Origin of the sequence: Flavobacterium panici (genome assembly GCF_903819335.1) — a bacterium.
In the GTDB taxonomy this organism is placed as follows: Bacteria; Bacteroidota; Bacteroidia; order Flavobacteriales; family Flavobacteriaceae; genus Flavobacterium; species Flavobacterium panici.
The window spans coordinates 452,683-466,337 of the sequence record NZ_CAIJDE010000034.1 but is presented as its reverse complement, the minus strand read 5'-3'; the positions used below and the strand labels follow the sequence as shown (position 1 = coordinate 466,337).

8 protein-coding genes are annotated in these 13,655 nt (G+C 34.9%); 5 read left to right on the top strand and 3 right to left on the bottom strand.

Features of this window, described 5'->3' with window-relative positions; all coding sequences use genetic code 11:
- Nucleotides 1–35: 35 nt before the first annotated feature.
- The 3 genes from FLAPXU55_RS08265 to FLAPXU55_RS08255 are packed head-to-tail and all read right to left on the bottom strand — an operon-like array spanning nt 36 to nt 5,519.
- Entirely contained in the window at nt 36–851 is an 816-nt protein-coding gene (locus FLAPXU55_RS08265; RefSeq protein WP_053469998.1) for a SusE domain-containing protein, read from the bottom strand.
- Between the two features lie 28 nt (nt 852–879).
- Nucleotides 880–2,508 carry a RagB/SusD family nutrient uptake outer membrane protein gene (locus FLAPXU55_RS08260; protein WP_180857275.1) on the bottom strand — a complete coding sequence of 543 codons (1,629 nt, stop codon included), beginning with the start codon at nt 2,506–2,508 and terminating at the stop codon, nt 880–882.
- 35 nt (nt 2,509–2,543) lie between these two features.
- Nucleotides 2,544–5,519, bottom strand: coding sequence for a SusC/RagA family TonB-linked outer membrane protein (locus FLAPXU55_RS08255; protein ID WP_180857274.1), 2,976 nt, complete (start codon nt 5,517–5,519; stop codon nt 2,544–2,546).
- A 235-nt stretch (nt 5,520–5,754) separates the two neighbouring features.
- On the opposite strand from FLAPXU55_RS08255, the gene FLAPXU55_RS08250 reads away from it, so the two are divergent.
- The 5 genes from FLAPXU55_RS08250 (at nt 5,755) to FLAPXU55_RS08230 (ending at nt 13,627) form a co-directional block, all read left to right on the top strand.
- Nucleotides 5,755–6,786 (top strand): LacI family DNA-binding transcriptional regulator, encoded by a 1,032-nt coding sequence (locus FLAPXU55_RS08250; RefSeq protein WP_053469995.1) that lies wholly within the window; start codon nt 5,755–5,757, stop codon nt 6,784–6,786.
- Between the two features lie 177 nt (nt 6,787–6,963).
- Nucleotides 6,964–8,484, top strand: coding sequence for an MFS transporter (locus tag FLAPXU55_RS08245; RefSeq protein ID WP_180857273.1), 1,521 nt, complete (start codon nt 6,964–6,966; stop codon nt 8,482–8,484).
- The gene (gene pgmB, locus FLAPXU55_RS08240; RefSeq protein ID WP_180857272.1) at nt 8,477–9,136 is read left to right on the top strand and encodes a beta-phosphoglucomutase; all 660 of its coding nucleotides are present in this window, start codon (nt 8,477–8,479) and stop codon (nt 9,134–9,136) included. Before FLAPXU55_RS08245 ends, pgmB begins: the two co-directional genes overlap by 8 nt.
- A 45-nt stretch (nt 9,137–9,181) precedes the next feature.
- Complete coding sequence (locus tag FLAPXU55_RS08235; RefSeq protein WP_180857271.1) at nt 9,182–11,485, top strand: glycoside hydrolase family 65 protein; 2,304 nt, start codon at nt 9,182–9,184, stop codon at nt 11,483–11,485.
- A 27-nt stretch (nt 11,486–11,512) separates the two neighbouring features.
- Nucleotides 11,513–13,627 (top strand): glycoside hydrolase family 97 protein, encoded by a 2,115-nt coding sequence (locus FLAPXU55_RS08230; protein WP_180857270.1) that lies wholly within the window; start codon nt 11,513–11,515, stop codon nt 13,625–13,627.
- The last annotated feature ends 28 nt before the right edge of the window (nt 13,628–13,655 follow it).

Genomic DNA, 13,655 nt, shown 5'->3' with positions numbered 1-13,655 from the left:
TCTGGAGATAGCCCTTTTGTATAATACATTAGAAACTAGTCTAATGTTATAGTTTTTGCACTATTGTCAATTGTTAGAACTCTTGGTCCAGTTGGTCCAGTATATTTAAAGTTACTGTCTCCATCGTTTGCATTTACTAATTCTGGATCAATAGTAAATCCTTGGCCTGAATAGTAAGTGTAGTTATGACTAGAATCCCAGTTACCATCACTTGTAAAGTTATTTCCTAAGAATTCTCTAAATGCTTCTCCGCTTTTAAGAACAATTGTTACTTGATAAACATCTGTTTTTCCAATTACTAATGGGAATTCAGTTTCAGCATCACCAGCCCATGTCCAACCTCCTGGAGTTGCAGCACCTACTAACCAGTGAGAACTTGCTAATGGTACGTGGTATGGAGTAGCTGTAATAGTGAAAACATTAGAATATTGAGGCAAACCTGAAGCACCTACAACAGATTTGATACGAATATCAACTTTGTTTTCTTCTTTTTCAACAAAACCACCATTTACTAAAGCTGAGTTTAATTCAGCAACCGTTAAACTTTTAACTCTTTCAGTAGTATTTGACACAACTACAGGAACAGCAAAATTTGTTCCTGCTTTTGCTACTTCGATTGTGTAATTAACAACTGTTTGGGATCCTTCATATTTTGCATCATTCCATACTACAATTGTTGCCACATTGTTTTCAGTTTCTTTCGATAGAACGATACTAAAATCAGATTTAGGATTTAATAATACTGGAGCAGTTGCTGCCTCGATTACTGGTCTGTTTTCTACATCGTCAGCATTACAAGACACAGCTAATACACCAATGAATGCGATTAATACTTTATATATATTTTTCATTTTGTTTTATTTTTAGTTATAGGTTAGTTTAGTATCCTGGATTTTGTTTTAATGTTGGATTTGCTTGTATATTTCTTGCAGGAATAGGCATTAAATCTCTGTATGATTCAGTTGCGCTTCCATTTATAGAACCACCTTTCCATTGCCAGATTTTTGATCCACCAGTAAATTTCCCAAAACGGATTAAATCAGTTCTTCTGTGACATTCCCAAAACAACTCTCTTCCTCTTTCATCTAAAATAAAATCAAGGGTTAGTTGAGGCGTTGTTATAGTCTGAGCTCCGGCTCTTGTTCTAATTTGATTGATGTACCCTAAAGCTGTACCCATATTTCCTGTTGATGCCCCTCTAAGCGTTGCCTCAGCATACATTAAATAAGCATCTGTTAATCTGAACATTGGGAAATCGATATCTGGAATATCATTTCTTTGTGCTGCAGATCCATCAGAATTAACATTGATGTATTTAGTTACAGCATAACCATCTGTAAAAGTTCCAACATTTTTGATGTCTTTTGATTGTCCATTTGTATAAAATGTACCTCTCTTATCACCAGTTGCAGTTTCATCAGGAAAAAGATTTACAAACTCTCTACGAGTTCTAATTCCCTGCCATCCTCCGTCCATACCTCTGGATGCAGCGTTCATACTTCCTCCAATTGAAGCGTGCATAATAAAACTCATTCCTCCACCAGTAGCTCTAATTGCATTACCATCACCAATAATAGGAAAGATAACTTCACTTTGAGCACCGTTTCTGTTATTGTCTGCAGAAAATAAGTATCCGTAAGGAACATTTGCAAAAGTATAACCTGAACTAGTAATTATTTCATTACATAATGTCGCTGCTTCATCATTTCTTGCAGTACCTGTATATACTTTAGCATTTAAATAAAGCTGAGCTAATAAAAATTTAGCAGCAGTTTTGTCAACTCTTCCATATTCATTTGCTTTTGAAGCAACTAAGCTATTATCCAAGTCTTTTAATTCAGATTCAACAAAAGCAAAAACTTCTGCTCTTGATTTTTGTACCGGATAAAAGAATCCAACAGGATCATTTTCTGTTGTAATTGGCACATTACCGAACAAATCCATTAAATTATAGTATGAAAAAGCTCTCAAGAAACGAGCTTCTGCTCTAAAAGCTGCGATTTGCGTTTTTAGATTAGCATCAACTCCTCTTGCAGTTAGTTTTTCATCTGTAGTTTGTCTTAAAAATTCATTAGCAACACTAATGTGATAAAATGCTCTAGAGAAAGTTCCTGCCAAAAATTCATTTGCCGGAGACCAGGTTTGACTATTTAATGTTGGTAAAGTACCATCTGCCCATGCAATAATTGCTTCATCTGTTGTAAATTCCTGAGTTACAAAAAGTAACCTTAAGTAACTACTAAAATCTCCTCCAAGTCCTGCAATATCAGGGCTTTTTGTTGGAACCGCTGCATCTCCATCTCCATCGTTACCTCCTACATATAGTCCTGCATATAATTTTGCAAGTACTTGTTTGTATGATGCCGGATCTTGAAAAAAGGTTTCAGATAAAAATTCATCATCATCCTTTGGCGTCACGTTTAAGTCGTCCGTACACGAAGTAAGCGTCATACTTAATCCTAAAACGAATAGGAAAAAATAACTTATATATTTAAATGATATTTTCATTTTGTTTATTTTTTAAATTTTGATTTCAGTTCCTATTAGAAATTCACATTAACACCAAACAAGTATGTTCTTGCTCTTGGATAAACATTGTTATCAATTCCATTGAATTTTTCCGGATCTAAACCATCATATTTGGTTAGAATAAATACATTCTGTACACCAGCAGTAAATCTTAGAGAAGCCCCTTTAATTATTGTTTTATCAAAAGTATATCCAAGAGTTACATTATCCAGTTTTATAAAAGAGGCATCTTTAACAAAATAATCTGATAAATAACGCTGTGTACCATTGTCTTCAAATGTAAAACCAGTATTGTAATAATCTGAACTCACGTTAGATAAATCTGTTTGTCTTCTTAAACCTGCATCAGAATATCCTAAGTTAGAACTTACGTTATCAAAAATACGATTCCCTAAACTCGCTCTCCAGTTCATTGTAAAATCAAACTTTTTATAGTTTAAAGTAGAAAACAATCCGAAAGTATAATCTGGAGCTGTTTTATGAAATCTGTAACGATCTCCAGTATCTATTTTTCCATCTCCATTTCTATCCACATAAGCACCAGCAATTGGTCGTTTGTTTGCATCATATAATTGTTCGTAAACAAAGAATGAGTTTGGAGCATATCCAACAGAGTTTATCTGAATTTTATTTCCACTTCCTCCAGCAATATTATCACCAGCTAGGTAGCCTTGAAAACCTGGAACAGTAATTCCTAAATCAGCAATTTTCTGATCGATATAAGTAGCATTAAAAGCAACATTCCAATTCAGATCATCTGTTTTAACAATATCTGATTGAATACTGAACTCAACCCCTTTTGTATCTACACTACCAATATTAAAGAAACCTTGATTTCTAAGATTAGCTCCATCAGGAACTGCGATATCAGCTAATAAATCTGTTGATTTTTTATTAAAATAATTGATAGATCCAGTTATTCTATCATTGAAGAAACCGTAATCAATACCAACGTTTGTCTCTGCCAGCTCTTCCCATTTAATATCTTCATTATAACCTTCTGGTCTTGCTGTTGAATAAACAGTATTTCCAAAAATGTATTGTGTATTAATTGTTCCAAGAGTTACTCTGCGTAAATAATCATACTGCGCAGAAATATCCTGTTGTCCGGTTGTACCGTAACCAACTCTTAATTTTAAAGTTGATACTGTTGCATTATCTTTTAAGAAAGCTTCTTCAGAAAGATTCCATGCAAAAGCAGCTCCTCCAAAATTACCCCATCTGTTATCTTCAGAGAAACGAGAAGTTCCGTCTCTTCTGTAGTTAAGTGTCAATAAATATCTGCTGTCATAACCTAAGTTTAAACGACCGAAATAAGATTGTAAATTAACATCTGGATCTGTAGCAACATCCGCATTAGGATTTGGCTGTCTAACTTCTCCTGATGAATATTTCTCTTTTTGGAATAACTGATAGTTATAACCTGCTGTTGCATCAATTTTAAACTTTCCTAAATCTTTAGTATAATTAAAATACGCATTTAAGTTTTTGTTTTGAAGTGCATCAGTATAATGATTATAGTTTCCTAAGTTCACATAACCTGGATCAGTAAAAGGTTTTGGCTGATATCCTAAAGCACTTTGAGTACTTACTTCTGTGTAACCGCTGCTATCAAATCTATCGATACCAGCTTCAACAACAGCTCTCAAATCTTCGAAGAAATGGAATTTATAATCCAATCTAACATTTCCCCATTTTCTTGTAGAAGTTGCTCTTCTTTCATCTTGATTCAATCTTGCTACAGGGTTTCTTGCAGGCAATAAAGGCAAGTTTCCAGTAGGCTCTAACCATTCAAAATATCCTCCATAACGAGATCCTGGCTGATACACTGGCTGCGTTGGATCAAATCCAATCGCACTTCCAATTACTGCTCCTTCGTCCTGAAATTGATTTTTTCCAAAAGATAGATTTCCGCTAATATCAATTTTTAAATGATTATCAAATAAAACTGGATTTAACGATAACGATGTCGTAGTTCTTTCAAAAGAAGTGTTTCTTAGGATTCCAGGATTATCAACATTTCCAACAGATAAACGTACTGGTAATTTATTAAATAAAGCACCACTTACAGATATATTGTTATTTGTTGTTAAAGCTGTATGAAAGATTTCATCTTGCCAGTTTGTGTTTGCGTTACCTAATAAAGCTTGTTGAGCAGGAGTACCTTTTGTATTAACCAATTCACGGAATTGATCTGCACTCATCACGTCAACAGTATTAGCAACAGTATTGATACCAACCTGAGAGCTAAAGTTTACTTTAACACCGCCTTTTGTTCCTTTTTTAGTAGTAATAACGATTACACCATTTGCAGCACGAGATCCGTAGATCGCAGCAGCAGAAGCATCTTTAAGCACTGTAAAAGACTCAATATCATTAGGATCAATTGTAGATAAAATACTAGTAGCTCCACTTGGTACAGCATTACTTAAAGGTAATCCGTCTAAAACGATCAAAGGCTCATTTGATGCATTTAAAGAAGATCCTCCACGAATCCTGATATCTGCTTTTGCACCTGGCGCTCCTCCTCCTGTTACATTTACACCCGAAATACGGCCGCTGATTAAACTTTCTGGAGTTACGTTAATACCTTTGTTAAATTCTTTAGCAGAAATTTGAGATACAGAACCTGTTGCGTCTTTTTTCTTAACAGTTCCGTAACCTACTTGTACTACAACTTCTTTAAGTTGGTTCGTATCTTCTTCTAAAGAAACGTTTATAGTTTTTTGTCCGGCATACTCAATCGTTTGCGTTTTGTAACCAATAAAAGAAACTACAATTTTGTTTCCGCTTTTAACATTTGACAGCTGGTAATTACCATCAAATCCTGTTGATGCACCGCTTGGAGCACCTTGTACATTTACATTTACTCCTGGTATTGGCTGACCTGTTGCTTTATCGACAACAGTCCCGCTTAGAGTGTTTTGAGCTAACACTGTAAACGGCAACAATAGGAATAAAAATAACAACTTTTTGTAAATTGTTTTCATACTTTTTGTTTAAATTAGTTTGAGTTTGTGATTGTTAGTTAAGTTTTTAATTTTACTTCGAATTTCAAAATTAGGAATTTATTAACACGGTCGACGAGAGGCATTTTTAATTGGTTTACGAAAACGTGGTAGTGTTGAAAACTTTCTATTTTTTGTAATCTTTTAAGTCAAAAATTGCCAATTATAAAAATTTCAGATACCTTTATTATTAATTAGATTTTTTTCAATTCACGCCATGAAACGCAAAATAACCTTAAAACAGATTGCAAAGGAACTCGATGTCTCTATTTCAACTGTCTCAAAATCACTCAGAAACAGCCTTGAAATTGGAGAAGAAACGCGCTTAAAAGTGCAGGCTTTTGCAAAGTTTTACAACTATAAACCGAACAATATTGCCCTTAGTTTAAAAAATCGAAAAACCAAAAGTATTGGTATTATCATTCCGGAAATTGTACATTATTTTTTCTCTACCGTAATCAACGGAATTGAGCAGGTTGCGAACGAAAATGGATACAGCGTTGTGATTTGTTTATCTGATGATTCTTTTGATAAAGAAGTCCTGAATATGGAAATGTTGGCCAACGGAAGTATCGATGGTTTTATCATGTCTCTTTCTAAAGAAACCCAATTTAAAGGTGATTTTCACCACATTACCGAAGTTATCAATCAGGGAATGCCGGTTGTAATGTTCGACCGCGTGACCAACGATATTTTATGCGATAAGGTTATTATTGACGACAAAGCAGCCGCTTATGAAGCCGTTCAGAGCTTGATTGACAATGGCAGAAAAAAGATAGCTTTAGTAACTACAGTCGATTATGTAAGTGTCGGAAAATTGAGAACAGACGGTTACGAAAAAGCACTTTTAGACAATGGAATCCCTTTCAACGAAGATTTAATCATAAAAATCGAAGACGTCGATACCTGCGAAATTACCATCAGTCAGCTTTTGCATGATCGTGCTTTCGATGCTGTTTTTGCTGTTAATGAGCTTTTTGCCGTAACAATTATTAAAACGGCATCAAAAATGGGATTAAAAGTTCCTGAAGATTTAGCCGTAATTGCTTTTACTGACGGAATCATTTCAAAATACTCTACTCCAAGCATTACAACCGTAAGTCAAAGCGGAGAAAAAATGGGAAATAAAGCAGCTAAAATGCTTATTGAAAGACTCGAAGCTGAACACGATGACGACGAAGAAGAAAACGAAAACTACACAACAGAAGTTATAGAAACACATTTAATAAAAAGAGAATCTACTGACTAAAATTCTTAAAATCAATACTTTCTAAAGCCATAAAAAATATTTATGGCTTTTTTGTTAGCATATATCTAAAAATATTTTATACTTTTACGGCCGTCAAAGCTTTTACTTTTACTTCGAAAAAACAGTAAGTTTTGATAAGCAAAGCGCTTATCGTATAATTTTTCACAAATTACGATAATGGAAAAGCGTAAATTAAGTTTCTGGGAAATTTGGAATATGAGTTTCGGTTTCTTAGGAATACAGTTTGGTTTTGCACTGCAAAACGCAAATACTTCAAGAATTTTTGAAACCCTTGGTGCTAAAATAGATGAAATCCCAATTTTGTGGATTGCTGCACCTGTTTCTGGTTTAATTATTCAGCCCGTTATTGGTTATTTCAGTGACAGAACCTGGACTCGTTTAGGCAGACGCCGCCCCTATTTTTTAATTGGAGCTATTTTGTCTTCGATCGCATTATTTGTTATGCCAAACTCTCCTACTTTGTGGATTGCGGCAGGAACTTTATGGATCATGGATGCTTCGATAAACGTTTCAATGGAACCATTTCGCGCTTTTGTTGGCGATAATTTACCAGACCATCAGCGTGCATTAGGTTTTGTAATGCAGAGTTTCTTTATTGGTACCGGAGCCGTTGTTGGTTCAGTTTTGCCTTATCTTTTCACAAATGTCTTTGATGTAAGCAACGTTGCTCCAAAAGGAATTATTCCGGATGCCGTAAAATGGTCTTTCTACATTGGCGGAATTGTTTTCCTCCTTTCTGTTTTATGGACTGTTTTTAAAACAACCGAATATACTCCAGAGGAACTTCATGCATTTGAAGCTAACAGCAAAAAAGATTTAGATAAGGATGCTCTAAATTCAGAAACAGAATTAGGTGTTACAATTAAAAAACAATTGTTTTTAGGATTAGTCTTTTCTGCTATTGGAGGATTAATTTCATTTCTAATTTTTGAAAATAACCTGGCAAAAGAATTATATATTTTATTCATCGGACTGATTTTCATGGGCGTTTTATTTGTAATTGCATCTCAATTACGAACTAAAAAAGTTCAGAATGGATTTACCATAATCATGACCGATTTATTGAATATGCCAAGAACAATGCAAAAATTAGCCTGGGTTCAATTTTTTTCTTGGTTCGCGCTTTTCTCCATGTGGATTTACACCACACAAGCCGTTACACAGCATATATTTGGTACAACAGACACCACTTCTAAAGTATATAATGATGCTGCTGACTGGGTTTCTGTTTTATTTACGGTTTATAACGGAGTCGCTGCGGCCGTAGCTTTCTTATTACCGGTTATTGCAAAAAAAGTAGGCGTTAGAGCAACACATTTATTGGCCTTATGCGCTGGAGGTGTTGGTTTAATTTCGATTTATTTTATTGGTGATAAACAAATGCTGATCCTGCCAATGTTAGGAGTTGGTATTGCATGGGCAAGTATTTTATCAATGCCTTACGCTATGCTTTCTGGAGCTTTGCCTGCTGCAAAAATGGGTTATTACATGGGAGTTTTCAACTTTTTTGTCGTCATACCACAAATTGTAGCCGCTACAATCTTAGGATTTGTAATTAAACAATTCTTTCATAACGAACCTATTTACGCCTTAATAATTGGAGGTGTATCGATGATATTTGCCGGATTACTTACACTTAGAGTAAATAGCAGAACTAAAATTGAAATTCATGAATAATAAAAAAGCTTTCATCTTCGATCTTGATGGAGTGATCGTTGATACCGCTAAATACCACTTTTTAGCCTGGCAAAAAATTGCACAATCTCTAAACATAAATTTTACGCATGAAGACAATGAACTTTTAAAAGGCGTAAGCCGAGTTCGTTCGTTGGATATTATACTTGGATTAGGAAATGTTCAGGCTTCTCAGGAAGACAAAGACAAATGGTTAATTCAAAAAAACGAAGATTACTTATCTTATTTAGTTGACATGGATGAAAACGAGATTCTTCCTGGTGTTTTTAAAACGCTGCAACTATTAAAAGATAAAAACCAAGGAATTGCATTAGGTTCAGCCAGTAAAAATGCAAGACCAATTTTAGAAAAAACAGGGATCATCTCTTACTTCGATGTTATTGTGGACGGAAATGACGTTACCAATGCAAAACCAGATCCTGAAGTTTTCTTAAAAGCGGCTCAATTATTAAATATTGATCCAAAAAATTCAATTGTATTTGAAGATTCTGTTGCCGGAATTCAGGCAGCAAATATTGCAGAAATGGTAAGTGTGGGAATTGGTGAGGAAACAATTTTGCATGAGGCTGATTTCATTTTTAAAGATTTCACTGTAATAGATGAAAACTTTATCGAATCATTAATCACAAAGTAAAATCAATCATAAATCAATCAATCACGAAAAACACTTTAAAAACAAATGAACCAAGATTATATAAAACCAGACAATTGGTCAATTATAGAAGAAGGATTTGATGCCGAGAGAGTAAAATCGTCTGAAAGTCTTTTTAGTATCGGGAACGGTGCTATGGGACAACGCGCCAATTTTGAAGAAACATATTCAGCAGAAACTTTTCAGGGAAGTTACATCGCTGGAATTTATTATCCGGACAAAACAAAAGTGGGCTGGTGGAAAAACGGTTACCCGAAATATTTTGCCAAAGTACTTAATGCTCCAAACTGGATAGGAATTGACATTGAAATCAACGAAGAAAATCTTGATTTAAATAATTGTGCTGAAGTTAGAAACTTCCGCAGAGAATTGAACATGAAAGAAGGATGGTACAATCGTTCTTTTGAAGCAGTTCTAAAAAACGGAACTGAAATCGCAGTTAACGTTCGTCGTTTTCTTTCTTTAGATTTAGACGAAGCAGGAATCATTAAATACGATATTACACCTTTAAACAAAGATGCAAAAATCGTTTACAAACCTTACGTTGATGCAGGTGTAACGAACGAAGATGCGAACTGGGAAGAAAAATTCTGGGAACCGCTTGAAGTAAAAAAAGGAACAAACGAAGCTTTTGTAACTGCTCAAACGTTTAAAACGCATTTTAAAGTTACGACTTTCATGCACAATACGATTTTGGCAAATGGAGAAGATATTCATGTTTCGCCATCCACAATCGATTCAACAACAGATAAAGTTCAGTACACTTACGGAACTATTATTGCAAAAGGACAAACCTCATCAATTCAAAAAATTGGTGGATATACGGTTTCTTTAAACCATGAAAATACTTTGGCTGCAGCAGAGAAAGTAATTAAATCGGCAGTAAATTCAGGATACGATGCTTTGCTTCAAAATCAAATTGAAGCTTGGGCGAAAATCTGGGAAATGTCAGATATTACAATTGAAGGCGATGTAAAAGCACAACAGGGAATTCGTTTCAACATCTTCCAATTAAATCAAACGTATTCAGGAAAAGACAGCCGCTTAAACATTGGCCCAAAAGGTTTCACCGGAGAAAAATACGGCGGATCAACGTATTGGGATACTGAGGCTTATTGCATTCCGTTTTACATGGCAACAAAAGATCAGCAGGTTGCGAGAAACTTATTGACTTATCGTTACAATCAATTGGATAAAGCGATTGAAAATGCTAAAGACAATTTAGGTTTCAAAAATGGCGCAGCGTTGTACCCGATGGTTACCATGAACGGTGAAGAATGCCACAACGAATGGGAAATCACACACGAAGAAATCCACAGAAATGGTGCGATTGCTTTTGCGATTTACAACTATTACCGTTATACAGGTGATTACTCTTATATTCCTGAAAAAGGTTTAGAAGTTTTAATTGGTATTGCACGTTTCTGGCACCAAAGAGCTTCTTTCTCAAAAGAGAAAAATCAATATGTAATTCTTGGAGTTACAGGACCAAACGAATACGAGAATAACATCAACAATAATTTCTACACCAATTATATTGCAAAATGGTGCATTGATTTTGCTGCAGATCAAATCAATAAAGTCGCTTTAGAATATCCGGCAGATCACAAACGTGTTTTAGAAAAAGTAAACCTTTCTTCGAATGAAATTCACGAATGGAAAAAAGTGGCTAATGATATGTATTTCCCAACTTCGCAAGAGTTAGGAATTTATTTGCAGCAAGACGGTTTCTTAGACAAAGATTTAGTTCCGGTAAAAGATTTAGATCGTTCACAACGTCCGATTAACCAAAAATGGTCTTGGGATCGCGTTTTACGTTCGCCTTATATCAAACAAGCCGATGTTTTACAATGTTTCTATTTCTTCGAAGATCATTTTTCAAGAGAAGAATTACAACGTAATTTCGAATTTTATGAATCATTTACCGTTCATGAAAGTTCACTTTCGCCTTGCGTACACTCAATTCAGGCTGCTGTTTTAGACAAAATGGATATGGCTTATACTTTCTACTTAAGAACTTCTCGTCTGGATTTGGACGATTATAATAAAGAAGTGGAAGAAGGCTGTCACATTACATCAATGGCTGGAACATGGATGAGTATTGTAGAAGGTTTTGGCGGAATGCGTGTGAAAAATGATCAATTGCATTTCTCTCCAAAAATCCCGAAAGAATGGAAAGGTTATTCTTTTAAAATCAATTTCAGAAACCAAATTTTAAAAGTAGCTGTAAATCACAACGAAACAACATTTACTGTAGACGGTGATCAAGATTTAACAATTGTAGTTAACGGAAATCCTGTGATTGCAAGTAAATTTGTACAAATAAATTAAATTACAATACAATTAAAACTAAAAAACATGAAAAACTTATTTTTCGCAAGTTTAATTTTGTTTGCGTTTAGCTCCGTTGCAAAAGCGCAGCAATTAAAATCACCCGAAGGCAAGTTCGTAATGGAATTTTCTCTTCAAAACGACGGAACTCCAACTTACAATTTAAAATACAAAAACAAAGAAGTTGTAAAAACCAGTAAACTAGGTCTTGAACTTAAAGATGATAAAAAATCTTTATTGAATGACTTTACAGTTGTTGATACTAAAACTTCGACTTTTGATGAAACCTGGAAACCGGTTTGGGGAGAAGTAGATAACATCAGAAATCATTATAATGAACTGGCTGTAACTTTAAACCAAAAAGGAACAGACAGACAAATCGTAATTCGTTTCCGTTTATTTGATGACGGTTTAGGATTTAGATATGAATTTCCGGCACAAAAGAATCTTACTTATTTTGTAATTAAAGAAGAAAGATCACAATTTGCCATGACTGGAGATCATACTGCTTTCTGGATTCCGGGAGATTATGATACTCAGGAATATGATTATACAAAATCGAAATTATCTGAAATTAGAGGTTTATCTGAAAAAGCATATACAGCAAACGTTTCTCAAAAATCTTTTTCACCAACAGGAGTTCAAACTTCTTTGATGTTAAAAACTAATGACGGAATCTACATCAATTTACACGAAGCAGCTTTGATCAACTATTCTTGTATGCACTTGAATTTAGATGATAAAAACATGGTTTTCGAATCTTGGTTAACGCCAGATGCAAAAGGAGATAAAGGTTATATGCAGGCACCAAGTCATTCGCCTTGGAGAACGATTATGGTAAGTGATAATGCGACTGAAATCTTGTCTTCAAAAATGACATTAAACTTGAATGATCCATCAAAAATTGATGATACTTCTTGGATTAAACCAGTAAAATATGTTGGTGTTTGGTGGGAAATGATTACAGGAAAAAGCTCTTGGTCATACACAAACGATTTTCCAACAGTTCAATTAGGAGTTTCTGATTTCTCAAAAGCAAAACCAAGCGGAACGCACGGTGCAAACAATGCTAACGTAAAAAAATACATTGATTTTGCTGCTGCAAATGGTTTCGATGCTGTTTTAGTTGAAGGTTGGAACGAAGGCTGGGAAGACTGGTTTGGACATTCAAAAGATTATGTTTTTGATTTCGTAACGCCTTATCCGGATTTTGATGTAAAAGGTTTGCACGAATATGCAAAATCTAAAGGAATTAAAATCATCATGCACCACGAAACTTCAGGTTCTGTTCGTAATTACGAGCGCCATATGGACAAAGCTTACCAATTCATGAAAGACAACGGATATGATGCTGTAAAAAGCGGTTACGTTGGAGATATTTTACCTCGCGGTGAAAATCATTACGATCAATGGATTGTAAACCATTATCAATATGCAATCGAAAAAGCAGCTGATTATAAAATTATGGTGAATGCTCACGAAGCAGTTCGCCCAACAGGAATTTGCAGAACGTATCCTAACTTAATTGGAAATGAAGCAGCAAGAGGAACAGAATACCAAGCTTTTGGAGGTTCAAAACCAAATCACGTTACAGTATTGCCTTTTACACGTTTAATTGGTGGTCCAATGGATTACACTCCGGGAATCTTCGAAATGGATATCAGCAAAATGAATCCTGACAACAAATCGCATGTAAATAGTACATTGGCGAACCAATTAGCTTTATACGTAACTATGTACAGTCCGTTACAAATGGCGGCAGATACACCGGAAAACTACAACCGTTTTCCAGATGCATTCCAGTTCATTAAAGATGTGGCTGTAGATTGGTCAGAAAGTAAATATATTGAAGCTGAGCCGGGAGATTTTATTACTGTTGCACGTAAAGCAAAAGGAACAAACAACTGGTTTATTGGAAACGTAAACGGAGAAACTCCGCGTACATCAAACATTGATTTCAGCTTCCTTGAAAAAGGAAAAAAATACACAGCAACAATTTATGCTGATGCAAAAGATGCGCATTACAAAACTAATCCGCAAGCTTATACAATTAAGAAAATTGCTGTAACAAGCAAATCAAAATTATCGCAGTTATCTGCTTCAGGCGGAGGATATGCAATAAGCGTTATTGAAACCAAATAACACCCTAAAAAGACAAGTAATTCTCCCC